The organism is Mycobacterium sp. NGS45, from assembly GCF_059812645.1.
In genome coordinates this window covers 1-22629 of the sequence record NZ_JCALDB010000033.1, presented here as the reverse complement: position 1 = coordinate 22629, position 22629 = coordinate 1, and the positions used below count along the sequence as shown (strand labels likewise).

Genomic DNA, 22629 nt, shown 5'->3' with positions numbered 1-22629 from the left:
TCAGCGCAGCACCCTAACCGGAACATGGTGGTAGCCACCGACATTCTGCATATGGACCTTCTCCAGACCGTCCCACTGCACTTCGTAGCGCGGCATGAAGTCCAGCAGGCGTTCCACCGCGATGATGGTCTCCAGCCGGGCCAGCGCCGCACCCAGACAGCTGTGGATGCCGTAGCCGAAGCCCAGGTTCTGCGCCTCGGTGCGGTCGCGGTCGATGTCGAAGGTACCGGCCTCGGTGAACGCGCGGGGATCTCGGTTGGCGGCGGCCTTCATCAGGAACACCGGGCTGCCAGCCGGGATGGTGGTGCCGTGCAGGTGCGCATCCTTGAGCGTGAACCGCACGTTGTAGTGCACCGGCCCGTCGAAGCGCAGCATCTCCTCGACGGCGGCCGGGATCTTGCTGCGGTCGTCGAGCAGCTTCTGCCACTGCTCGGGATTGCGCGCGAACGTCACGATCGCGTTGCCCACCAGCTTGGTCACGGTTTCGGCGCCCGCCCCGCCCAGCAGCGAGGTGAAGCCGGCGATCTCGATGTCGTCGAGCTTGCGGGTGCCGCCCTTGTCGTCGGGTACCTCGGCGGCGATCAGTCGGCTGATCATGTCGTCCTGCGGGTCGGCGCGGCGCTCCTGGGCCAATTTGTAGTAGTACATGCCGGACTCGATGTTGGCCTGCATGCCGACCTCGGTGTAGCCGATGTTGCCCGGCTCGCGGGACAGTGCGGTGTCGATCCAGTGCCGCACCATCTGGCGGTAATCCTCGGGTACGCCGGCCATCCGGGTGATCACCTCGACCGGGAACGGCGCGGAGAAATCGCCGACCACGTCGAAGCCATCCGGATCGACCCGGGACAGGAAGCGGTCGACCTGCTCCTCGATGGTGGCGCGCTGGTCCTGGATGGCGCGCGGGGTGAACGCCTTGTTCACCAGGCTGCGGAACACCCGGTGCTCGGGCGGATCCATGAAGATGATCGACTTCTGCGGCCCCTCCTCGGAGCGCACCATCGCCAGGTCGCAGCCCTTGGACGACGAGAACGTCTCGTGGTCCTTGAGCGCCGCGGCGACGTCGGCATGCCGGGTCAGCGCGTAGAAGTCCATCTCGGAGTTGTAGTAGACCGGCGCATCGTCCTGCATGCGCAGGTAGATGTCGTACGGGTCGTTGAAGTACTCCTCGGAAAAGGGATCGAACACGACCTGCGGCTTGGTCATCGGTACATCCTCCGCGTCTGGGGCTGTAGGCGGAAAGTTACGAAGTCTTCTGGAAGTGTAACGCTAACAGGTTTTCCAGACGAACGGTCCAGATCCGCCGAAATTCTCTACTTAAGTAGAGCCGCGTTCACCACGCCGTCGAGTTTGCCGAGGTCGGCGCCCAGGTCGGCCAGGGTTTGCCGGATCACCGCGACGTCCTTGCCGATGAACTCGGCGACTGCGGACTTGAACTTGGCGGCGGACCCGGCACGCGCGACGTTGCCCAGTGCCGCGCTCGCGCCGCTGCCGTGCGGCAACGCCGACAGCAACGCCGATTCCTCGACACCGAGCCGCTCGGCCAGCACAGCCGCTTCGGACAGCAACCCGATCTGCGCGGCGAACAGCGTGTTGTTGATCAGCTTGACCTTCTGGCCGGCGCCGATCGATCCCACGTGCAACACGGGTTCGCCATAGCTGTCCAGAACCGGGCGCGCGGTCTGCACCGCGGTGGCCGGGCCGCCGACGAACAACGTCACCTGCCCGGCGGCGATGTCGTGCGGTCCACCGCTCACCGGCGCGTCGAGCACCTCGACGCCGTGCTTCGCGGCGTGTGCGGCGACCGCGACGGCGGTGTTCGGGCTGCCGGTGGTGTGCAGCACCAGCACCGCACCGCGCGGCATCGCGGACAGCAGATCACCCTGCAGACACAGTTGGCTGACCTGATCGTCGGTGAACACGCACAGCACCACCACCTCGGCGCCGCCGACCGTCGCCGGCACATCGGCGGCCGGTTCGGCGCCGAGTTCGGCCACCGCCGCGCGTTTCTCCTCGGTGCGCCCCAACGCCGTGACCTGGTGACCGGCTGCGGTCAGCCGGCGCACCATGGGCGCACCCATCCGGCCGGCGCCGATGAAACCCACCTTCATGGCCGGGCCGCCGCAGTCGGTGTCCGGTCCGTGCAGCTCACCGTGGGTGATCCATCTCGGTCAGCGCGGTGTCGGCGACGGTGAACACCGTGCCCTCGGCCGCCTCGGCGCGCGCCGCCAGGTCGGCGGCCAGCCGGACGTCCTTCTGCAGCAGCGCACCGGCGATCGGTGCCAGGTTGTCCAGCGTGCCGCCGAACGCGGCAATGCTGCCCAGCGCCTTGCTGGTTCCGGAGCCGCGGGTGAGCACCTCGCACATCTTGGTCCGCTCCACGCCCAGCTGCTCGCCCAGGCTCAGCAGACTCATCGCGCTGCCCAGGTTTGCGGTGAACAGCAGGTTGTTCAGGATCTTGGTGACCTGTCCGGCGCCCAGCGGACCCAGGTGCACGATCGGATCGGCGTAGCTTTCGAAGATCGGCCGGCACTTGGCGACATCCTCGTCGGCGCCGCCCACCATCACCAGCAGTTGCTTGGCCTGGACCGCCGGACCGCCGCCGCTGACCGGCGCATCAACGACCGAAATACCTTTGGGCCCAGCCTGTTCGGCGAGTTCCCGGCAGGTGTTCGGGTGCACGGTGCTGTGGATGACAATGGTGCCGCCGGCGGCCATCCCGGCCAGCAGGCCCTGCTCACCGTTGGCGAGTTCGCGCACGTCGTCGTCACCGATCACGCACAGGCACACCACGTCGCTGGCGGCCGCCAGCTCGGCCGGGCTGCCGGCGGTCTTGGCCGCGGTGTCGGCATAGGGCTCCAGCGAAGCGGCCCGACGGGCCCAGAGCGTGGTTTCGAACCCGGCGTCGACGATGGCGCGGGCCATCGGGCCGCCCTGACTTCCCAAACCGATGAATCCGACCTTCATGAACTGGCCTCCGTGCTGAATTGGTGGGTACCGGTCACCGGTGCGCCGGGGGCGGTGCGGTGAGCGCGGCATTGATCTGCGAAAGACAAGGCACCGCGATGGTATTCGGCCGCGGTGTTGCCCAAACTCAGGTTGTGTCCGGCACCCGGCTGCAGGGCGGTGCCGACGTGTGGTGCGGCGGTGAACAACGCGACGACGGCAGCTACCGCATCCGGGTCGGTGCGCCACACCCGTTCGAACTCGGCCAGCACGTAGCGCACCGGGACCCGGACTGCGGCGGCCAGCCCGGCCAGTGTCGACGCCCAGTTGGCCACCAAACCCGATTCGTAGCCCGGTGAAATCGGACCGGTTTTGATCCGCACCGCGCTCGAGATGCCGGGCGGGTACAGCTCGGCGGGTTCCCACAGCAGCGCGCGCAAGCCGGTCGGCACATTGTCCACCGACGCGCCGGCCAGCACCGCGCGGGCGGTGTCCTGCTGCTCCAGCCCGGTGCCGGAGATCTCGACCCCCAGCAGATCCGCGCCGCGCTCATGCGCCGCCAGGCGCAGCGCCAACTCGGTGCCGTTGGAATGCGCCAGGATGAACAGTCCGTCGCCGCGGTCCCGGTCGCCGAGGATGGCATCGACTGCGCGATAGGTCATTTCGGTGCGCCGGTCCGGGTCGGTGAACTCCTCGGCGTACAGCGCCGAGGAGCCGAAACCCGGGCGGTCCAGGCCCACCACGGTGTAACCGAGTTGCGGTCCGGACCGCAGCAGGCTCAGCTGGGGATGTCCCGGGCAGTCGAAGTACGCCGACGTCGTCGCGCCGCCGTGCAGCGCCACCACCACACCGCGCGGGTCGGGCGCCTCGGCGAGCAGACCCGACATCGGCACGCCGTCGACCAGGACGACGCGCGGCTGCGGCGTGGTTTCGGTCATGATTCGGTGCGCAGCAGCAGCACGCCGCTGGGGGTCAGCCCGCCCGAGCTGGTAACGGCCACCTTGGCGTCGGCGACCTGCCGTTCCCCGGCCTCCCCGCGCAGCTGACTGACCGCCTCGTGGATCAAACCCATACCGTGCGTGCGCCCGTGCGACAGCTGGCCGCCGTGGGTGTTCAGCGGGATCACGCCGTCCCGGGCGATGTTGTGCCCACCGTCGAGGAAGTCCTTGGCTTCGCCGATGCCGCAGAAGCCCAGCGCCTCCAGCCAGGACAGGCAGTTGAAGGTGAAGCCGTCATAGAGTTCGGCGACGTCGACATCGTTGGGGCGCAGCGAGGTTCGGCTCCACAGGTGCGCGGCCTGGCCCAGCACCTGCGGTTCGTGGGTCAGCGTGGTCTGGTCCCAGTCGGTGCGTTCGATGATCTGGGTGCCGACCGCGTCGATCAGGACCGGCGGCTTGGGCCGGTCCTTGGCCGTCTCGACCGCCGAGACGATCACCGCGACTGCACCGTCGCACGGCACGTCGCAGTCGTACAGACCGAACGGGGTGGTGATCATCCGGGCCGACAGGTAGTCGTCCATCGTCATCGGATCACGGTAGATCGCAGTCGGATTCAGCGCGGCGTTGCTGCGCTGGTTGATCGCGATCCAGCCCAGCGTCTCGCGCGTGGTGCCGTAGCGGTGGAAGTGCCGCTGCGCGTTGAGCGCCAAAGTATGCGCAGCCGAGGTGGCGCCGAACGGCGCCTGCCACCCGGCTACCCGGGCACCGCCCATCGGAGCGACCTTGCCCTCCTTCATCAGCTGACCCCAGGTGGCCTCCCACAGCGTGCGGAAACACAGCACATGCCGGGCCATCCCGGTGGCCACGGCCATCATCGCCGCGATCACCGAACCGCCCGGGCCGAAGGTGTCCATACCGCCGTTGATCCAGGTGGGCCGGATGCCCAAAGCACCCTCCAGTGCGGTGCAGCCACCTTCGCCCATACCCATCGCGTCCATCGCGGGATAGGTTGACAGGCCGTCGATGTCGTCGAAGGTCAGGCCGGCGTCGGCGATCGCCGCCTCGCAGGCTTCGATGGTCAAACTCAGCGGCGGCACCAGCAGGCGGCGGCCCAGCTGGGACACCCCGATGCCGGTGATCGCCGAGCGTTCCTCGAACTTGGCTCCGGGCAGCTTGGGCCGTACGTGCGTGCTGAAGTCGGTGGGTGCGATCTCGTCGTCGGGCAGCGTACCGATCTCGCGGTCGGCGGTCGGGGTGAACAGCGGCAGCCACACGTCGTCGGCGTGCTGCTCGAACACCACCTGCACGATCTGGCCGAGTTCGAGTTCCTCGGGATCACAGTCGATGATGTTGGTGGTCAACCGAACCCGGGGGTCCTCTTCGATGGCCACCTGCGCCACCACGTACGGCGCGGGCAGGCCGGGGATGGCGAACCGGTGGTTGACCGTGAACGCCGACAGGATGGCGCGACCGGACACCACCCTCGGCCCCAGGTTGTGGCTGCGGCAGTACCGGCAGATCGGTCGCGGCGGATGGATCAGCGCCTTGCAGTCGCCGCATTCCTGGATGCGCAATTGCCCGTCAGCGCCTGAGGTCCAGAAGAATTCGGTCTCGAGTGCCACCTGGGGCAGCGGCATCCGCTTCGGCTTGGCGCTGTCGGTCATCGTGTGAAACCCCACTCCGCTTCGTTGTCTTCGGTCTGCAGCGTATCGGCCGGGTCGGGGAGATCGACGGGCGCCGCCGGCGGCGGGTCATCGGGGCGGCGCTCGCTCAGTTCCATGATGGCGTGCACCGGGCAGTCCATCAGCGCTCGCAGCACGGCGTCCCGGTCCTCCTCCGGGATGTTGCCGTCACCGACCAGCACGGCGTAACCCCAGTCGTCCAGCGAGAAGTACTCCGGTGCGTGTTTGGCGCAGATGCCGAACCCGTCGCACAGCGTGCGGTCCAGTTTGATGCGCATCGGGTTGCTCATGCTCGGGCCACCTCTGCGGTCTGTCCATTCGACGCCGGCTGCGGCGCCGGCTCGACCTGGAACGGCTTGGGGTCGGTATATGGCGTTGCCGCACAACGTGCGCAGCTGCCGTCCAGGTGCGCGGCCACCTCATCGGGAAAGGCGTCGAGCAGGCTGGCCGCGATGTTGGTCGCGGCGTCCAGGGTGCCGCAGGCGCCGCGGCCGCGCAGCACCACCGACCATCGGCGCAGCCGGGCCAGGTCATCGGCGTCGGCGGTGTGGTCGCGCAGCGCCCCGGCCGCGGCCGCCATCGCCGCGGTGCCGTTGAAGCACGAACCGCACTGGCCGGCGTTCTCCCGGTCGAAGTAGGACAGCACCGCAGCGGCCACCGCCACCGGGCACTCCTCGGTCAGCACCGACACCGCGCCGCAACCCAGACCGCTGCCCAATCCGCGCAGCGTCTCGTGGTCCAGGCTGACGTCGAGCACGTCGGCGTTCAGCAGTCCGGCGAAGTAGCCGCCCATCAGGGCGCCGCGTACCTGCTCGGCCGGAATGCCGTGCTCGGCAAGCACTTCGGCCAACCGCACGCCGTGCGGCAGCTCGAACAGGACCGGCGGGTGGCCGGCGCTGGTGATGGTGGCCAGGAAGGTGCCCGGTGCCGCCTCGGTGCCCACTTCGCGGTATCGAGCTGCTCCGGCACGCTGCAGATAGGCCAGGTTGGCCAGCGTTTCGACGTTGCTGACCAGGGTGGGCAGTCCACCGACACCGGACTCGAACGGTCGCGGTGGCTTGTCGGTCGGTTTGGCCGGTCCGCCGTTGATGGCATGCACCGCAGCGGTTTCCTCGCCGGCGACATAGCCAGGGGAGACCACGGTCAGGCTGACCGTCAGTGCAGCCAGGATTTCGGTGTCGCGCAGCTCGGCCAGCGCGGACTGCACCGCGGTGGCGGCCTGCGGATCCGAGACGTAGACGTGCGCGTGCCGGGCGCCGATCACGTTGGCCGCCAGCCGCACACCGTCGAGCACCAGATGCGGCCGGTTCCGCAGCAGCCAGCGGTCCTTGATCGAGGCCGGTTCGCCCTCCTCGCCGTTGGCCACCAGTACGGTGTCGCGGCCGGCCAGCTGTGCCTGGCGCACCGTGCGCAACTTCACCGCCAGTGGGAACGCCGCGCCACCGCGACCCAGCACCCCGGCCGCGCGTACCTCGTCGAGCAGTGGCTCGGGGTCGCCGGCAGCCAGATATCCACCGGCTGCGGTGTATTCGGCCAGGGTCTCGGTGGCGTTCTCGGTTGCCGTCGCGGTGCGCAGCAGCCGCGGCGTCAGGCCCGGCCAGACGCGCACCGCCAGGTCGGCGCCGGGCTCGGTAGCGGTAGTCATGCAGAACCTCCTGCGGGCTGGGAGCGCACGGTGGCTAGGCTGCTGCACGTGCGAACTGCTGTGGTGCGAGTCAAGGTCGATCCCAGCGGCGAGCTGTCGGCAGTGCAGTTGCGAACCGGGATGGCCGCGCTGGCCGAGCTGGCCGCCGAGGCCGGCGCCGAGTTGATCGACAACGATCTGGCGCCGCTGCCGCCGAGTCGACGCGAGGTCGAGTTGCTGATGGCCGGCGAGGCGCCCGAAGAGCTGCAGCGAACGGCGATCGCGATGTGCGCCAAGGCTTTCGGTGGTGCGCCGGTGGCCGGCGTGTTGACCTTCGTCAGCCACGGCACCGACGACGACGCGCACGGTGTGCTGGCCGGTTTCGGGTTGACCGGTGAGATCGAGCGGGTGCCCGGCCCGGACGGCTGGGACATCATCACGGTGACGTTGCGTAAGGACGATCTCACCCGCATCCCGGAGAGCCGCATCCACACCGCGTTGGAGGCCTCCACCAACTGCGAGGTCGTCATCCGGACGGTCTGAGCGCCGCTCGCGGTCATGGCCGGGCCAAGAAGTCCAGGATCGCCGGCGCGGCCTGAACCCAAGTGTCGAACAGGCAGAAGTCCTTCCCGCCGCTCTGCGCCATCTTCTCGCCGGCGCGTTCCCAGGCGTCCTCGGGCCATGGCGGATCGATCAACGTCGAACCCTTGATCAGGCAGTGCACTTCGTAGGAGGTGCGCTTGGGGTGATCCCAGTCGTTCTCGCCGCCGCGGATGATCAAGGTGGGCACCTTGATTTCGTCGAACATTTCGTCCACCACGCCCGGGATGGTCTGGCCGGGCTTGGGCACGTAGGCGTTCAGCCAGCGCAGCATCACCTTGAGGAACTCGTCGGGATCCAGTGCCTTGAAGCGCTGCTCGTTGTCCGGGTTCTGCTCGATGCGCTCGCGCCACTCCGGCACCTTGACCAGACCCTCGAGGCCCAGGCCGCGGACCGCCAGAATGCTCGGCACCACATAGTGACCACCCAGCACAAAGCTGCCGTACACGCCGCCGACGATGTTCCACACCACCAGCTTTCGCACCAGCTCGGGGTAGAGCATGGTGGTCAGCAGTGAATCCCGGGCGCCGCCGGAACCGCCGGCGATGATGCACGGACCGATGCCCAGCGTGGTGATCAGCTTCGACAGCGTCTCGGCGCGCATGTGCGATTCGCTCTGTCCGTAGAACTGCACGTCGGATTTGCCGCAGTTGGGCCGGTCCCACAGCAGCACCCGGTAGCCGCCTCCCACCAGGGCTTCGGCCAGCGGCCGCAGCCCGGGGATGTCTTTGCTGAATCGGCCGCCCGGGGTCAGGGCGATGAACTCGCCGTCGGTACCCAGGATCTCGTAGACGACGTTGCCGCCGTTGATCTCGATGCGGTGTTCGCCGGGGTCAAGTGCAGTAGTGGTCATCGGTTCTCTCGGACGTCCTCAGGCTTGGACCAGGACGTCGTTGCCGACGACCCGGACGGGGTAGGTACGGATGCTCCATTCCGGTTTGACTGCGGTGGTGCCGGTGGCCAGCTCGAAACCCCACTGATGCCACGGGCAGTAGATGAACTCCATGTCGCGCACCATCACGGCGTCGCCGGGGACGGAGTCGTCGACCACGTTGCGGCCGCGGGCCCGGCCCGAGCACAGCGGTCCGCCCTCGTGCGGGCAGTAGTTCGCGATCGCATAGAACGTGCCGTTGACGTTGTACACGCCGACTCCGTGCCGGCCGATCGGCACCAGTTTGTGTGTGCCGGGCGGGATTTCGTCGACGGTGGCCACCACGTGCTCGCGGCCCTGAGCCAGCCGTCTGGGCTTGGTTTCGTTGGCTTCGTTGGGCATCTCAGTGCACCCGGACCTGGCCCTCGAGCGCCGGCACGGTCTCGGGCAGGTGATAGGTCTCGATGCCGTTGCGGAACATCACCGCTTCGCGGGCATGCTCGGGCAGATGCTTGACCAGCCAGCGCGGGTCATCAAAGGTCCAGTGCGGGTAGTCGCTGGAGAACAGCAGGATCTTCTCGCACTCCATCCACTCGAAGGCCCGGGACAACTCGGTCTTGTCCTCCGGATAGTCCAGCGGTTGGGTGGTGAACTTGATGTGCTCCTTGACGTACTCGCTGGGTTTGCGCTTGATGTCCAGCCAGGATTTACGGGCTTCGTAGATGGCATCCATCCGCCACATCAGCGGCAGGATCCAGGTGAAGGCGTGCTCCACGAACACGATTCGCAGCGTCGGGAAGCGGTCGAAGACGCCGTCGAAGATCAGGCTCATGATCTGGTTGTGCGCCAGCAGTGAGTAGGTGACCATCAGGTCGTGGTTGTAGCTGGGGTAGCCGACCGGCGGCATCGGCAGCTCTTCGTGGTGGCTGCGGGACAGGTGGCAGGACACCGGGATGTCGTGTTTGGTGGCCGCGGCCCACACCGGGTCATAGCACGGATCACCCCAGGCCGGCCGGCGTTCGGCCTTGATCAGGATCTGTGCCATGTACTCATGCCCGGCCCATTTCTCGATCTCGGCGGCGGCCAACTGCGGTGCTTCGATCGAGACGCAGATCGAACCGCGCCAGCGTTGGTGCCAGTTGTTGTGTGAATCCAGCCAGCAGGCGTCCTGCCAGGAGTTCAGCGCCTGGCTCATGGCGTGGTCGGCTTCCGGGATCCGGCACGGATACGCGCCGGGCTCGAGGATCGCGATGTCGGCGCCGGCCTCCATGATCAACTGCTTGAACGCCAAGTCCGGGTCACTGCAGGCGAATTCACCGTCGTCCGGGAACGAGTCCACCCGCATCGCGAAGGCGTGCGCGTAATCCGGGGCGTCGTAGTAGATCTGCTCACCGAACGAATGGGTCAGAAAGTACTTGCTCCGCCACGGCTCTGGGATGTGCGGCAACAGCTGCCCGCGCTTGGGGACCGGGTGCACATCGGAGTCCACGCAGCGCACCGCGATGCGCTCGGTCGGGGTGACGCGTTCGGTGGTCGAGGTGACGGCCTTGGTCGCGGGTTCGGCGTTGCCCGCGTGGACGTTTCCGGGGGTCGAGTGTTCTGTGCTGCTCATCGTGGACGCTTCTCTCTCAGGCTGTGAGGGTTACTGGGCGACCAGGCCGGCCGGGATGTCGATTCCGTAGAGCTCGGCGGCATTGCGCCAGCAGTACTTGTCACGCTGCTCGGCGCTGTAGGCGGCCGGCACCTTCAGATCGTTGAGATTCCAGTGCGGATAGCTCGACCCGTACATCGTCATGTCGTCCTTGCCGGTGAAGCCGAACCACTCACCGGCGTACTCGACGTCGCCGGGCCCGTCGAACGGTCCGGACACGAAGAAGACGTGCCCGGGCAGGTAGTCGCTGGGCATCTTCGGTGCCCACGGGGTCTGCTCGAGATGCGGTCGGCCGAAACAGTCCATCCGCCACATGAACGGTGTCAGCGAATCGCCGGCGCCGTCTCCGAAGACGAACTTCAGACCGTCATAGCGTTCGAAGACGCCCTCGGCGATCATGTTCATCAGGTGGTACAGGTAGTTCAACGACATGAAGCCGTGGTATTGCTCGTAGGTCCGGGTGCGCCCGGATGGCGTTGGCGCAAAACCGATTCCGGCGCCCACCTCGATGTGCGTGGCGACCGGCAGGCCGGCCTCCACGGCGGCCTCCCAGAGCGGCCAGAACTGCGGCTTGCCGTAGAGCTCACGAGATTGCAGCGGGATGCCGATCTGCACCACCCGCGGGTGGTCCTTGTACTTGTCGATCTCGCGCAGCGCGCCGACGATGTCGTCGGGGTTGACCCGGATGGTGCCGCGGAACCGCTCGCCGAACTCGTCGTGCTCGAGCCAGCGGGTCACCATCATCTCGTTGTGCGCCGCGGCGATCGCGGTGCCCAGATGCCGGTCCGGCATCACGCCGCGGGTCATCGGGTGCAGCACCGCAATGTCGACACCGCGGTCGGTGAACAGGTGCTGGGCCACGGTTTCGACGTGGGAGCCGGGGTACTGACCGTCCGGGCCCTTGGTGCCCTTGGCGTACTCACCGCCGGGCGCGCCGTACCAGTCCATCTCGTAGTCGGGGAAGCCGCGGCTGCGGAACGGCTCCTGCATGAAGTTGTGCCGCAGGTCTTTGTTGTTGGGAAAGAAGATGTGCACGCTGGCGTCGATCACCGGCGTCTTGATGGTCTGCGCACCGTCGGTGACCTCGATCATGCGAGCCCTCCACGCTCAGCCATGTGATCCATAGTACAACCCCGTTCTTCGAGAGCAAGAATGGAATTCTCGCCTGCGGTAGCGTTGTCCTGCGGCCGGGCTGAGGCCGCGGGAGACTTCAATTCCAGATATCTAGAATGATATTCTCCTATGATGGGCCCCGGTGGCAAGGGGCAAGATGGAATGGTCCAGCGATTACGAGGAGAGCCGTGCAACTCACGTTCGACGCCGACGTGGAAGCCTTCCGGGACGAGTTCAGCGCATTCCTCGACGAGCACCTGCCGGCCGAGGCCGAGGCCGCGGAGCGCTCGCAAACCTGCTCGCACATCCCGCAGTGGGCGCGTCGCTGGCAGGCCCTGCAGTTCGACCACGGCTGGCTGCTGCCCGGCAACCCGCCCGAGTTCGGCGGCCGCAACGCCACCGTGGTGCAGCAGTACGTGCACCGCGAGGAGCTGTCCAAGCGGCACATCTACCACAGCTACAACCCGCAGGGCGTGGGCATCGTCGCCGCCTCGATCCTGACCTTCGGCACCGACGAGCAGAAACGCCGGTGGGCGGTGCCGATCCTGCGCGCCGAGATGACCGCGTCGGTCGGCATGAGTGAACCCGGCGCGGGTTCGGACCTGGCGTCGCTGCGCACCAAGGCCGTCGCCGACGGGGATCACTTCGTGGTCAACGGGCAGAAGGTGTGGACCTCGGGTGCGCACGACGCCGACGTGCTGTTCACCTTCGTACGTACCGATCCGGACGCCCCCAAGCACAAGGGACTGTCGGTGTTGCTGATCCCGACCGACACCCCGGGCCTGGTGCGCCGGCCATTCCCGACCATCTGCCACCACGACGACCTGGACTTCAACGAGGTGTTCTTCACCGATGTCCGGGTGCCCAAGGAAAACCTGGTCGGCCCGCTCAACGGCGGGTGGCGGGTGGCCAACGGCGCACTCGGCCACGAGCGCACCATGATGTGGATGCAGTACGCCGACCGGCTGCACAACCTGATCGAGGACTTCACACCCACCGACACGCTGGGCCGGGACCGCTACGCCACGCTGCTGATGGACTACCAGGCGCTGCGGCTACTGGGTTCCTCGGCGATCGCCAAGGCGTCCCGCGGCGAGGAGGACATGACCACCATCTCGGTGCTCAAGGTGCTGGGGTCCGAGGCCGAGCGGGACGCCACCGAGGCCGCGCTGGACGGCGCCGGCATCGATGGTCTGCGCCACCCGGCCGACACCTCGAGCCACCGGCCGTATGACCTGGACTACCTGTCGGCGAGTTGGATGGAGCGCTACTTCCGCAGCTTCGCCGGCACCATCGCCGGGGGCACCTCGGAGATCCAGCGCAACATCATCGCCCGCGGCCTCGGGCTGTAAGCGATTTCGGTGCGTTTAGGGGCGCTCAGCACCCGCAAACGCACCGAAATCGCCCGCAGGCTGCTCGACGGAAGGTTGAAGGTTGACCCAGGGCATGCCGATCGAATTCGATCCGTTCTCTGCGGAGTTCCACGACGATCCCTACCCGATCTATCGACAGCTGCAAGAGCACGCGCCGGTGTTCTACAGCGCAGAGCACGACTTCTACGCGCTGACCCGCTACTCGGATGTGGCTGCGGCTTATCGCAATCCGCAGGTGTTCTCCTCGACCCGCGGATTCGACCTGGCGATGATCAGGGCGCCCGAGGACCCGCCCAAGGCGATCCTGTTCATGGATCCGCCCGAACACCGCCGGATGCGCAGCCTGCTGAGCAAGGGCTTCACTGCCTCTGCCATCGAAGCGCAGCGCGCGGTGATCGAACAACTCGTCGATTCCCGGTTGGCGGTTGCCGACCCGGCTCGGTTCGATGTGGTGCAGGACTTCTCGGCGCTGTTCCCGGTCGAGGTGATCACCCGGATGGCCGGGGTGCCTGAGGATTTCGGCCAGCAGATCCGGCTCTGGATCGACGAATCGCTGCGCCATGTTCCCGGGCAGGTCGAGCGCTCCGAGGCGAGTATGCAAGCCTTCGTCAACACCGGGCTCTACTACTACGAGTTGGTCCAACAGCGGCGGGCCGAGCCGGCCGATGACATGATCAGCGCCTTGATCGCCGCCCAGATCGAACGGGCCAACGGCGAGGTCACCCATTTGGACGACCTCGAGATCGCCGGGTTTGCAACACTACTCGGGGGCGCCGGCGCCGAGACCGTCACCAAATTGATCGCCACCGCGGTGTCCACCTTCGCCGAGCACCCCGATCAGTGGCAGCAACTGGTCGAGGACCGCAGCAGGATCGGAGCCGCAGTGGAGGAGTTGCTGCGGTTCGACGGGCCGGTCCAGTACAACCTGCGCTGCACGCTGTCCGAGATCACGGTGCACGGGGTGTCGATACCCGAGGGGAAGCCGGTGATGCTGTGCGCTGCGGCGGCCAACCGGGATCCCGAAGTGTTCGACGATCCGGACCGGTTCGACATCAACCGGCCGGCCGCCGGCAGCGTGCACCTCGGGTTGGGACACGGCGTGCACACCTGCCTGGGTGCCGCGCTGGCTCGGCTGGAATGTGCTGTGGCGCTGGATCGCCTGCTGGATTTCATGCCGCGGTACGAAGTGATCTGGGAGGAGTGTCAGCGAGTGTACTCACCGACGGTGCGGGGTTGGTCGGAACTGCCGGTGCGGGTGCTGTCATGAGCATCGACCGGTTGAGCGGATTCGACACCAGCCTGTTGCGGCTGGAGTCCCCGGGGCAGCCGATGACGATTTCCCTGCTGATGGAACTCGACACCGCCACCATGCCCGAGGACTACACGTTCGAAAGATTTCGTGCGGCATTGTCGCAGCGGATCGCCGGGGTCACGGAATTCCGTTTGAAGCTCGCCGCCGGCCCACTGCGGATCGGGACCCCGGTCTGGACCCCCGATCCGCATTTCGATCTCGACCATCATCTGCAGCGCCGCATTCTGCCGGCTTCGGCCGGCCGGGCCGAAGCATCGGCATTGGTGGGCGATCTCATCGCAACACCGCTGAACCGGCAGCGGCCACTGTGGGAGATGTGGGTCATCGAGGGCGGGCCGGACGGCGGGCCGGGGTCCTCGCGGATCACGCTGCTGGCCAAGATCCACCACGCCATGATGGACGGCACCAGCAGTCGGGATCTGTTCTCGCGGTTGTTCAGCACCGAACCCGAAGAAGCTGACGCGCAGGTGCCGGCAGCAGTTCCGGACGTGGCGTTGCCGTCGCGGCGGGAACTGCTCCGCGACGGGGTGGTGCAGCTGCGCCGACGCGGAAAATTGCTGGCCGCCAAGGTGGTTCCGGATGCGCTGCGGATGGCCGCGCGCACCGGCAGTCGCGCTCTGACCGGACGCGGTACGGCCGGCGTGCTGGGCGCGCCGCGCACATTGTTCAACGCGCCGATCACTCCCGCGCGGGCGGTCGGCACGGTTCGCATCGACCTCGCCGACGTCAAGAACGTCAAGAACAGGTTCGGCGTGAAGGTCAACGACGTCATGCTGGCGATGGTCTCCGGTGCCCTGCGCCAGTACCTGCTGGACCGCAATGCGCTGCCGGACGCATCCTTGGTCGCCATGATGCCGATCGGGGTGGTCGTCGAGGACGACGGCATCGGGCGCAACAACATGTCGGCCATGTTCGCTCGGCTGCACACCGACATCGCCGATCCGGTGCAGCGACTGGCCGCGATCGCACACGCCAGTTCGCAGGCCAAGGAGGTCAGCGCCGACATCGGTGGTTCATTGCTGCGCGACTCCACCGAATGCCTGCCCGGGCTGCTGTCGGGGATGATGCGCGCGTACACCTGGACCGGATTACCCGCGCGCAAGCCGTTGTTCAACGTGTCGGTGTCCAACGTCATCGGATCACAGGTGCCGTCGTTCCTGCTGGGCGCGGCGGTGCGGGCGAATTACCCACTGGGCCCGGTGCTACACGGGGTCGGGCTCAACGTGTCGCTGGGGTCCTACGACGGCGGCATCGACATCGGTGTGGTGGCCTGTGCCGATCTGATGCCCGACGTGTGGCAACTGACCGACCTCTTCCCGCGAATGCTCGACGAATTGGCCGCGCTGGCTGCCTGACGCTGCCGCGGGTCAGTATGCGCCGCGGGCCAGGATCTCGTCGTAATCCCAGCGCGCCGGGGGCTTCATCCCGATCGGCGTCCAGTTGGTGAACCAATCGCCGTGTGGATGCGCCTCGCGCTTCGGGGCAATACCCAGCAATGCGCGCACGTCGTCGATCGGTTGATCCAGCAGTTCCTCCCAGGGCGCGGCGATCATCTTGTCGGCGCGCCGCCCGCGCTCGATCGCCTGCCGGTAGACCCGAAGCTTGTGCCGCACCGAAGCGCCCGGCACGGTCAACGCCATCACGTAGCCCAGTCGTTCCAGCGGTCCGGCGGGTTCCATTTGACCGCAGTGGAATCCGAGATTGGTGACCTCGCCGGCCATGTCCGGCCCGTAGCCGCCGATGGTGTGGAAGATGTCGTGCAGCGCGGTCGACCGCAGCATCAGGTAGTAGAAGTCCTCGTCCCAGTTGTGCTTCTCGGCCAACGGCCGGATCACCGTCGCCTCGTCGAACACCCCGGCGTCGAGCCGGTTGGTGGTCAGGAAGGAGTGATAGGCGTGCCCGAGGGTGCCGGGTGGTAGATCCGACAGGTAGGCGTCATCGCCGAGCACCGCCAGCAGGTCTGGGCGATCGCGAAACAGTTTGCGCCCGTTGGGATGAGACCGGACCTGGTAAAAGGTACGGGCGTACACCCGAGCCTCCATCGCCAGGTAGGCCTCGTACACCTCGTCGATGTGGTGGCCGGTCAGGATGAACCCGCGCCAGCAGGCGAAGACGGTGCGCCAGTCCGGGCGGGTGGGGACCGTGCCGTTCGGACGACGGTACTCGGCCAGATCCGAGTTTCTTGGCACCACGCTGCCCTCCAGATCAATGCGATTTCGGTGCGTTTAGGGGCGCTCAGCACCCGCAAACGCACCGAAATCGCCACTACTTCCAGTCGATTACGGCGGCTTCCTTGCGCTCGGTGATCGGCAATGCCAGTTCCTGCTCGGTGCAGATGCGCTGCAGGTTGTCCAGCGTCTCGTCCAGGCCCGGCCCGAGTCGCTTGCCCGGCGTGAAGGTGGCCGGCAGGTTGCGCATGCCCTGGATGACGCCGATGCTGTCGTAGTGCACCGTGCCCTCCGGGTCGCACACGTAGTCCGGCATCCGGTCGAGCACCGCGGTGAGCATCGACTTGAACACCGTGCGGGCCACGTTGGAACCCACGCAGCGATGCACGCCGATGCCGAAGCTGAAGTGCCGGTTGCCCTTCCGGTCCATGATCACCTTGTTGGGCTCCTCGAACACCGACGGATCCCGGTTGGCCATCGCCCAGGACAGCCACAGCCGCTCGTACTGCTTGAACTGTTGGCCGTTGACCTCGACGTCCTCGGCGAAGGTGCGGCCGTCCCCCGGGGCGGGGGTGAAGAATCGCAGGAACTCCTCGGTGGCCGGGTTGAGCAGCGTGTCGCGCTCGCGGGACAGCCGCTCGCGCTCGTCGGGGTTCTCGCCGAGCCATTCCAGCGCGTGCGCGGTCAGCGCGGTGGTGGTGTCGAACCCGCCGCCGATCACCAGGCCCAGGTTGCCCAGGATCTCCATGTCGGGAGCCGGCTCACCGTCGATGCGCAACTGCAGCAAGGCATTCACCAGACCGGGCCGCGGGTTCTCCCGGATCTCCATCATGTTGTTGATCAGGTCGATGCCCATTTCCCGGTGCTGCTCATTGATCTTCTCGCGATCCGGTGAGTGCTCCGGGGTGTACACCGACGCGTGCGTGGGCTCGCTGTAGACGTTCCACTTCTTGAGCTCGATGCCCATCATCGCCAGGGTCAGCACCGCGGGAACCACGTTGGCCAGGTGATCGACGAAGTCGATCTGACCCGATTCGATGTGCTCATCGAGCGCGGCGCGGGTGATCTCGTCGACGAATGGCACCCAGCGCTTGATCGCGGCCGGCGACAGGTACGGGTTGAGGGCACCGCGGTAGGCGCTGTGCTCTGGCTCGTCCATCTCCAGGATGCCGCCGCGCACCACGGTCGCGCGGCTGGCCTTGGGGATGGTGATGCCCTGGAACGGCGTCTCGCCGGAGATGTCGTGGTGATTGGACACCGCGGGGCAGCGCGCCAACTCGAACACGTGCTTGCTGTCCGCGGCCACCCAATGTCCGCCGTAGACGTCGGTCCAGGCCAGCGGGCACCGAGAGTGCATCTCCTCGGTGATCTTCTCGAACTGCAGCCGGTATTCCGGTGTGTGCCGGTCGAAGTGGTACTTGTTGCGCTTGCGCTCGTCGTCAGTCACGACATCGTCGATGCTCACGGCGTTGTCTCCTTGTTTGATGGAACGGGCGGCGGCCTACTGGCCGTCGTCGTCCTCGATGACGATGGCTTGTTCAGGACAGGAATGGGCGGCTTCGCGGACGGCGTCCTTCTGGTCATCCGGCACGATCTCGTTGACGGCCGAGCTGTGGCCGTCAACGTCGTCGAGTTCGAATGAATCGGGTGCGATCATTGCGCAGAGCGTGTGTCCCTGGCACTTCTCCTGATCAACCCAGACCTTCATCGTTCTTCCTTTCGTGCCGAATCGGGCTGTGCGGCAGACGATTTCTCGGGACGTCGGTCAGACGTGGTAGTCGTACCACTTCAGGTAGCCGCCGGCGTCCACTCGCAGCTGCATGCCGGTGACGTAGCGGGACTCCTCGGAGGCCAGCCACAGCACCGCGTTGCTGATGTCCTCGGGCTCGACGTAGTTGACCTTCATGGCCTGCTGCACACCGAAGACCGGCTCGGCGTCGGCGCGGGTGGGCTTCTCCAGGTCGGGCCGGAAGCTGCGGTACATCGGCTCGCTCTGCAGCATGTCGGTGTTGCAGTTGGTCGGGTGCACGACGTTGGCCCGGATGCCGCGCACGGCCAACTCGGTGGCCAGGTAGTGCACGTACTCCGAGATCATCCGCTTGGAGACCATGTAGCCCATGCCGCCCGGATCGCCGCCCGGTTTGGGCTTGTTGTGCGCGTCCATCAGCGCCGCAGCCGAGGCGGTCGCGATGATCGAGGCGCCTTCGTTCAGATGCGGCAGCGCCACCTGGATGGCGTTGATGGTGCCGATCAGGTTGATGTTGATGCCGTCGGACCAGGCCTGCATGGGCGGCTGACCCTTCATCGCGGCGACGCCGGCCTGGGCCACCACGATGTCGACCTTGCCGAACTCGGCCAGCCCGGCTTCCAGCGCGGTGCGCAGCTGGGCGGGCTCGCGCACGTCGGCCTTGGCGGTGACGATCCGCTGTCCGGTCTTCTCGACCAGGTTCTTGGTCTCCTCGAGGTCCTCGGGAGTGGCCATCGCGTAGCCAATGGTGTCGACGTCCTCGCACAGGTCGACGGCGATGATGTCGGCGCCTTCCTCGGCCAACCGCACCGCATGGCTGCGGCCCTGTCCGCGCGCTGCGCCGGTGATGAATGCGACCTTGCCTTCAACGCGTCCCATGGGCGTTCCTTTCCACTGACCGATCTGGGTCTAACTGGGGGTTTGGATCCAACAGCGTTCGAGTCGGAGTTCTGCCCGAACGGCGCCGTGCGCCGGCCTGGCGGCGAGCGCGGAGTCGGCCGTCTCGGGTGTCAAGAATCTCCCTTTCGATTGTGAGAACCGTACTCTCCGGGTCTCCCGTACCGCAAGGTTACTGCACTTCCAGTCTCAAAAGTCGCAGGTTTCCTGGGGTTTTCGGCATTCCTTGGTCGCGCTGTTGACAGCGTGCTGGAGGTCTTGGTTAGTTTCTTGAGTTCTCGCAGGCCGAATGTAAGATTCGCCGAAGAAGAGAATCCTGTTTTCAACTCGGAGGAGGACACCGGATGGCATCTCCGGAGACGGCTGCGGCACCCGAGGCGGCGCTCGCGACCGACGACGTTGCAGGCCATCCGGTAGATCGCCGCCTGCTGATCGACGGCCAACTGGTGGCCGGCGAGCGCAGCTTCGCCAGCCTGAACCCGGCCACCGGCGAGGTGCTCGGCTATGCCCCGGACGCCGACATCGCCGACGCCGAGGCCGCGATCGCCGCCGCGCGGCGCGCCTTCGACGAGACCGATTGGTCCACCAACGTCGAGTTGCGCATCCGCTGCCTGGAGCAGTTGCACACCGCGCTGGTCGAGCACCGCGACGAAATGGGTCAGCTGACCATCGACGAGGTGGGCGCCACCCCGGCCCTGCTGGCGGGTGCGCAGTACGACGGACCCGTCGACATCGTCCGGTTCTACGCCGAGCTGTTGAAGGACGCCGAGCTGACCGAGGACCTCGGCAACATCGAGAGCCGCGGCGCCCAGCACCACCGCTGGGTGGAGAAGGAAGCCGCCGGCGTCGTCGCCGCGATCATCGCCTACAACTATCCCAACCAGCTGGCCCTGGCCAAGCTCGCGCCGGCACTGGCCGCGGGCTGCACGGTGATCCTCAAGGCCGCGCCGGACACCCCGCTGATCACGCTGGCGCTCGGCGAACTGATCGCCAACCACACCGACATCCCGGCCGGTGTGGTCAACGTGCTCTCCGGCGCCGACCCCGAGGTGGGTGCCGCGCTGACCACCAGCCCGGACGTCGACATGGTCACCTTCACCGGATCGACCCCGACCGGGCGCGCCATCATGGCCGCGGCCAGCAACACCCTCAAGCGAGTGTTCCTGGAACTCGGCGGCAAGTCGGCGGCCATCGTGCTCGACGACGCCGACTTCTCCACCGCGGCGCTGTTCTCGGCGTTCTCGATGGTCACCCACGCCGGGCAGGGCTGCGCCCTGACCTCGCGGCTGCTGGTGCCGCGCGCCCAGCACGACGAGATCGTCGAGCTGGTCAAGACCAACTTCGGTTTCGTGCGCTACGGCGACCCCAACGAGACCGGCACCTACATGGGCCCGCTGATCAGCGAGAAGCAGCGCGACAAGGTCGACGCCATGGTGCAGCGCGCGGTCGCGGCGGGCGCGACCCTGGTCACCGGCGGCGAGAAGAAGGGCCCCGGCTTCTTCTACACCCCGACGTTGCTGACCAACGTCGACCCGGGCGCCGAGATCGCCCAGGAGGAAGTCTTCGGCCCGGTGCTCGCGGTGATCGCCTACGACGATGACGACGACGCCGTGCGGATCGCCAACGACTCCATCTACGGCTTGTCCGGCGCCATCTTCGGCAGCCAGGACCGCGCCATCGCGCTGGCCCGGCGCATCCGCACCGGCACCTTCTCGATCAACGGCGGCAACTACTTCAGCCCGGACGCGCCGTTCGGCGGCTACAAGCAGTCCGGTATCGGGCGCGAGATGGGCGCGGCGGGCCTGGAGGAATTCCAGGAGCGCAAGACCTTCGCGGTGGTGCTGCCACCCGAGGCGACCGAGCAGACCGAGGAGGGCGCCAAGTGAGCGGCCCACTCGACGGCATCCGGGTGCTCGAGGTCGCGATGTACGGCTTCGTGCCGTCGGCCGGCGCGGTGCTGGCCGAATGGGGCGCCGACGTGATCAAGGTCGAGCACGCCGTCACCGGTGACCCGCAGCGCGGCCTGCGCCAGACCGGGCCGCTGCGGGTCGAAGGCGACCCGAACCCGAACATCGAGCACGCCAACCGGGCCAAGCGCAGCATCGGCCTGGACATGTCGGTGCCGGAAGGCCGCGAGATCCTGCTGGAGCTGGCCAAGCGGGCCGACGTGTTCTTGACCAGCTTCCTGCCCGGCCATCGGCAGAAGTTCGGCATCGACGTCGACGACATCCGCAAGGTCAACCCGAACATCGTCTACGCGCGCGGCAGCGCGCTGGGCCCGCGCGGTCAGGAGTCCGACAAGGGCGGCTACGACATGACCGCGTTCTGGTGCCGGGCCGGCACCGCGGCCACCATCACCCCCGAAGGCGTCGACGGCATGGTGGCCCCGCCCGGACCGGCCTACGGCGACACCATCTCGGGCACCAACCTGGCCGGCGGTATCGCCGCGGCCCTGGTCAAGCGGGAACGCACCGGCGAGGGCTCGACCGTCGACGTGTCGCTGCTGGGCAGCGGCCTGTGGGCACTCGGGCACACCGTGGCGCTGACCACCCACCTGCAGCAGCGCCTGGTCGCGCAACCACCCGGCGTGCACGGTTCGCCGATCAATCCGCTGGTCGGTGTGTACCGCACCAAGGACGACCGCTACATCTCGCTGGTCATGATGCAGCCCACCAAGTTCTGGGCCGACGTCTGCCGGCACATCGACCGGGAAGATCTGATCGACGATCCGCGCTTCGCCACCGCCGAGTCGATCGCCGAGCACACCCCGGCGGCAGTCGAGATCCTGGGCGAGGTGATCGCCACCCGCACCCTGCCGGAGTGGAGTGAGCGGTTCGCCACCCTGGCCGGGCCGTGGGCGCCGGTGCAGGACACCCTGCAGGCCGCCGCGGATGCGCAGGTGCGCGCCAACGAATACCTGGTGCAGGCCGGTGAACTCGAGCTGGTCGCCAACCCGGTGCAGTTTGATGTGACTGCACCGCAGACCGGGCCGGCCCCCGGATTCGCCGAGCAGACCGATGACGTTCTGCTCGAGCTCGGGCTGGACTGGGATCGCATCATCGAGCTCAAGACCGCTGGCGCGGTCACCTAGATCGAAAGCACACCATGTTGTTCATCGCCGCGATTGGCACCTGTCTGCCCCCATGGGGTAGTGACGTGCGTCGCATTGCCGGCGATGACCAGGATGCCGTCACAGCGGCGGTTGCCGGGCCAGGTCGCGAGGTCGGAGCCGGTGGTACACGATCGGATGACGATGTTGCTGAGGTTGACGATTTCTGCACGGGAATCGAGCTGATCAGCTATGAAGACCTAGGCTTTGCTAAGCCTTTCGAGGCCTACGAGTTGGTGCAAGCGGACGAGACGACGATCGGGGGAGCCTTGCCGGTGAATCCCAGTGGCGGCCAGAAGTCCAAGGGACATCCGCCGGGCGCCACCGGCGTCGCGCACTACGTGGAACCCTTCGCACAACCCCGGGGTGCAGCCGTCGATCAGGTCGACGATGCGCGAATCCCGTTGGCCCACACGCTCGGCGGCCCGACCGCGGTGTCGGCCGTGACGATCCTAGAAGGACCAGGAGGGCCACGCTGATGGCAGTGAAAGGGCCAGAACGGTGGACGACCGGGATCGGATTGCCGAGCGGTCTGACCGGGGCGATGCAGGCCATTGGTGGGTTGTTTTCGATGGGGGCGGATGCTTTTCGGTTCATTTTC

General features: G+C 67.1%; 21 protein-coding genes and 1 pseudogene. 7 read left to right on the top strand and 15 right to left on the bottom strand.

Translation table 11 applies throughout. From position 1 onward, the window contains the following. The 7 genes from AC5Y3P_RS21315 to AC5Y3P_RS21285 all read right to left on the bottom strand — a co-directional run bounded on the left by AC5Y3P_RS21315 (position 1) and on the right by AC5Y3P_RS21285 (position 7208). Positions 1-1203: a cytochrome P450 gene (locus AC5Y3P_RS21315; RefSeq protein WP_500047935.1), complete on the bottom strand. Its 1203-nt coding sequence runs from the start codon at positions 1201-1203 to the stop codon at positions 1-3. Between the two features lie 107 nt (positions 1204-1310). Next, the gene (locus AC5Y3P_RS21310) at positions 1311-2108 is read right to left on the bottom strand and encodes an NAD(P)-dependent oxidoreductase (protein ID WP_500047934.1); all 798 of its coding nucleotides are present in this window, start codon (positions 2106-2108) and stop codon (positions 1311-1313) included. Positions 2109-2145: 37 nt separating this feature from the next. Then, on the bottom strand, positions 2146-2964 hold the full coding sequence (locus tag AC5Y3P_RS21305; protein ID WP_500047933.1) for an NAD(P)-dependent oxidoreductase: 819 nt from the start codon (positions 2962-2964) through the stop codon (positions 2146-2148). Then, positions 2961-3881 (bottom strand): alpha/beta hydrolase, encoded by a 921-nt coding sequence (locus AC5Y3P_RS21300; RefSeq protein WP_500047932.1) that lies wholly within the window; start codon positions 3879-3881, stop codon positions 2961-2963. The genes AC5Y3P_RS21305 and AC5Y3P_RS21300 overlap by 4 nt, the downstream gene beginning before the upstream one ends. Continuing rightward, the gene (locus AC5Y3P_RS21295; RefSeq protein ID WP_500047931.1) at positions 3878-5545 is read right to left on the bottom strand and encodes a thiolase C-terminal domain-containing protein; all 1668 of its coding nucleotides are present in this window, start codon (positions 5543-5545) and stop codon (positions 3878-3880) included. Before AC5Y3P_RS21295 ends, AC5Y3P_RS21300 begins: the two co-directional genes overlap by 4 nt. Beyond that, positions 5542-5841: a ferredoxin gene (locus AC5Y3P_RS21290; protein ID WP_500047943.1), complete on the bottom strand. Its 300-nt coding sequence runs from the start codon at positions 5839-5841 to the stop codon at positions 5542-5544. Before AC5Y3P_RS21290 ends, AC5Y3P_RS21295 begins: the two co-directional genes overlap by 4 nt. A gap of 8 nt (positions 5842-5849) precedes the next feature. Further along, a complete protein-coding gene (locus AC5Y3P_RS21285) occupies positions 5850-7208 on the bottom strand; it encodes an NADH-ubiquinone oxidoreductase-F iron-sulfur binding region domain-containing protein (protein WP_500047930.1) in 1359 nt (452 codons plus the stop codon). 48 nt (positions 7209-7256) lie between these two features. On the opposite strand from AC5Y3P_RS21285, the gene AC5Y3P_RS21280 reads away from it, so the two are divergent. Then, a complete protein-coding gene (locus AC5Y3P_RS21280) occupies positions 7257-7730 on the top strand; it encodes a hypothetical protein (RefSeq protein ID WP_500047929.1) in 474 nt (157 codons plus the stop codon). Between the two features lie 13 nt (positions 7731-7743). On the opposite strand, the gene AC5Y3P_RS21275 is transcribed toward AC5Y3P_RS21280, so the two are convergent. The 4 genes from AC5Y3P_RS21275 to AC5Y3P_RS21260 are packed head-to-tail and all read right to left on the bottom strand — an operon-like array spanning position 7744 to position 11401. Next, the gene (locus tag AC5Y3P_RS21275) at positions 7744-8640 is read right to left on the bottom strand and encodes an alpha/beta fold hydrolase (RefSeq protein ID WP_500047928.1); all 897 of its coding nucleotides are present in this window, start codon (positions 8638-8640) and stop codon (positions 7744-7746) included. An 18-nt stretch (positions 8641-8658) separates the two neighbouring features. Then, the gene (locus tag AC5Y3P_RS21270; protein WP_500047927.1) at positions 8659-9060 is read right to left on the bottom strand and encodes a Rieske (2Fe-2S) protein; all 402 of its coding nucleotides are present in this window, start codon (positions 9058-9060) and stop codon (positions 8659-8661) included. A gap of 1 nt (position 9061) precedes the next feature. Continuing rightward, positions 9062-10270 (bottom strand): amidohydrolase family protein, encoded by a 1209-nt coding sequence (locus AC5Y3P_RS21265; RefSeq protein ID WP_500047926.1) that lies wholly within the window; start codon positions 10268-10270, stop codon positions 9062-9064. 30 nt (positions 10271-10300) lie between these two features. Further along, complete coding sequence (locus AC5Y3P_RS21260; RefSeq protein ID WP_500047925.1) at positions 10301-11401, bottom strand: amidohydrolase family protein; 1101 nt, start codon at positions 11399-11401, stop codon at positions 10301-10303. Positions 11402-11610: 209 nt separating this feature from the next. Here AC5Y3P_RS21260 and AC5Y3P_RS21255 point away from each other — a divergent pair, with 209 nt between their 5' ends. From AC5Y3P_RS21255 to AC5Y3P_RS21245, 3 genes are all read left to right on the top strand, one after another. After that, positions 11611-12774 (top strand): acyl-CoA dehydrogenase family protein, encoded by a 1164-nt coding sequence (locus AC5Y3P_RS21255; protein WP_500047924.1) that lies wholly within the window; start codon positions 11611-11613, stop codon positions 12772-12774. A 94-nt stretch (positions 12775-12868) separates the two neighbouring features. Continuing rightward, positions 12869-14062 carry a cytochrome P450 gene (locus AC5Y3P_RS21250; protein ID WP_500047923.1) on the top strand — a complete coding sequence of 398 codons (1194 nt, stop codon included), beginning with the start codon at positions 12869-12871 and terminating at the stop codon, positions 14060-14062. After that, positions 14059-15462, top strand: coding sequence for a WS/DGAT/MGAT family O-acyltransferase (locus tag AC5Y3P_RS21245; RefSeq protein WP_500047922.1), 1404 nt, complete (start codon positions 14059-14061; stop codon positions 15460-15462). Before AC5Y3P_RS21250 ends, AC5Y3P_RS21245 begins: the two co-directional genes overlap by 4 nt. 12 nt (positions 15463-15474) lie before the next feature. Here AC5Y3P_RS21245 and AC5Y3P_RS21240 read toward each other — a convergent pair whose 3' ends face one another. The 4 genes from AC5Y3P_RS21240 to AC5Y3P_RS21225 form a co-directional block, all read right to left on the bottom strand. Further along, the gene (locus AC5Y3P_RS21240) at positions 15475-16296 is read right to left on the bottom strand and encodes a Coq4 family protein (protein WP_500047921.1); all 822 of its coding nucleotides are present in this window, start codon (positions 16294-16296) and stop codon (positions 15475-15477) included. A 76-nt stretch (positions 16297-16372) separates the two neighbouring features. After that, positions 16373-17740, bottom strand: a complete 1368-nt coding sequence (locus AC5Y3P_RS21235; RefSeq protein WP_500047920.1) for a cytochrome P450 — start codon at positions 17738-17740, stop codon at positions 16373-16375. A 36-nt stretch (positions 17741-17776) separates the two neighbouring features. Next, positions 17777-17983 (bottom strand): ferredoxin, encoded by a 207-nt coding sequence (locus tag AC5Y3P_RS21230; protein WP_500047919.1) that lies wholly within the window; start codon positions 17981-17983, stop codon positions 17777-17779. 57 nt (positions 17984-18040) lie between these two features. Further along, the gene (locus AC5Y3P_RS21225; RefSeq protein WP_500047918.1) at positions 18041-18901 is read right to left on the bottom strand and encodes a mycofactocin-coupled SDR family oxidoreductase; all 861 of its coding nucleotides are present in this window, start codon (positions 18899-18901) and stop codon (positions 18041-18043) included. Positions 18902-19263: 362 nt separating this feature from the next. Here AC5Y3P_RS21225 and AC5Y3P_RS21220 point away from each other — a divergent pair, with 362 nt between their 5' ends. From AC5Y3P_RS21220 to AC5Y3P_RS21210, 3 genes and pseudogenes are all read left to right on the top strand, one after another. Then, positions 19264-20805 (top strand): aldehyde dehydrogenase family protein, encoded by a 1542-nt coding sequence (locus AC5Y3P_RS21220; RefSeq protein WP_500047917.1) that lies wholly within the window; start codon positions 19264-19266, stop codon positions 20803-20805. Next, positions 20802-22010 carry a CaiB/BaiF CoA transferase family protein gene (locus AC5Y3P_RS21215; protein WP_500047916.1) on the top strand — a complete coding sequence of 403 codons (1209 nt, stop codon included), beginning with the start codon at positions 20802-20804 and terminating at the stop codon, positions 22008-22010. Before AC5Y3P_RS21220 ends, AC5Y3P_RS21215 begins: the two co-directional genes overlap by 4 nt. Positions 22011-22147: 137 nt before the next feature. Continuing rightward, a pseudogene (locus AC5Y3P_RS21210) lies at positions 22148-22507 on the top strand (thiolase C-terminal domain-containing protein); the annotation flags it as partial. Between the last annotated feature and the right edge of the window lie 122 nt (positions 22508-22629).

What these genes read in the sequence shown, in the direction of transcription:
- AC5Y3P_RS21300 (WP_500047932.1), bottom strand. Translation starts at nt 3,881, where the DNA reads ATGACCGAAACCACGCCGCAGCCGCGCGTCGTCCTGGTCGACGGCGTG.
- AC5Y3P_RS21225 (WP_500047918.1), bottom strand. Translation starts at nt 18,901, where the DNA reads ATGGGACGCGTTGAAGGCAAGGTCGCATTCATCACCGGCGCAGCGCGC.
- AC5Y3P_RS21220 (WP_500047917.1), top strand. Translation starts at nt 19,264, where the DNA reads ATGGCATCTCCGGAGACGGCTGCGGCACCCGAGGCGGCGCTCGCGACC.
- AC5Y3P_RS21230 (WP_500047919.1), bottom strand. Translation starts at nt 17,983, where the DNA reads ATGAAGGTCTGGGTTGATCAGGAGAAGTGCCAGGGACACACGCTCTGC.
- AC5Y3P_RS21305 (WP_500047933.1), bottom strand. Translation starts at nt 2,964, where the DNA reads ATGAAGGTCGGATTCATCGGTTTGGGAAGTCAGGGCGGCCCGATGGCC.
- AC5Y3P_RS21250 (WP_500047923.1), top strand. Translation starts at nt 12,869, where the DNA reads ATGCCGATCGAATTCGATCCGTTCTCTGCGGAGTTCCACGACGATCCC.
- AC5Y3P_RS21285 (WP_500047930.1), bottom strand. Translation starts at nt 7,208, where the DNA reads ATGACTACCGCTACCGAGCCCGGCGCCGACCTGGCGGTGCGCGTCTGG.
- AC5Y3P_RS21245 (WP_500047922.1), top strand. Translation starts at nt 14,059, where the DNA reads ATGAGCATCGACCGGTTGAGCGGATTCGACACCAGCCTGTTGCGGCTG.
- AC5Y3P_RS21310 (WP_500047934.1), bottom strand. Translation starts at nt 2,108, where the DNA reads ATGAAGGTGGGTTTCATCGGCGCCGGCCGGATGGGTGCGCCCATGGTG.
- AC5Y3P_RS21290 (WP_500047943.1), bottom strand. Translation starts at nt 5,841, where the DNA reads ATGCGCATCAAACTGGACCGCACGCTGTGCGACGGGTTCGGCATCTGC.
- AC5Y3P_RS21270 (WP_500047927.1), bottom strand. Translation starts at nt 9,060, where the DNA reads ATGCCCAACGAAGCCAACGAAACCAAGCCCAGACGGCTGGCTCAGGGC.
- AC5Y3P_RS21265 (WP_500047926.1), bottom strand. Translation starts at nt 10,270, where the DNA reads ATGAGCAGCACAGAACACTCGACCCCCGGAAACGTCCACGCGGGCAAC.
- AC5Y3P_RS21275 (WP_500047928.1), bottom strand. Translation starts at nt 8,640, where the DNA reads ATGACCACTACTGCACTTGACCCCGGCGAACACCGCATCGAGATCAAC.
- AC5Y3P_RS21295 (WP_500047931.1), bottom strand. Translation starts at nt 5,545, where the DNA reads ATGACCGACAGCGCCAAGCCGAAGCGGATGCCGCTGCCCCAGGTGGCA.
- AC5Y3P_RS21315 (WP_500047935.1), bottom strand. Translation starts at nt 1,203, where the DNA reads ATGACCAAGCCGCAGGTCGTGTTCGATCCCTTTTCCGAGGAGTACTTC.
- AC5Y3P_RS21260 (WP_500047925.1), bottom strand. Translation starts at nt 11,401, where the DNA reads ATGATCGAGGTCACCGACGGTGCGCAGACCATCAAGACGCCGGTGATC.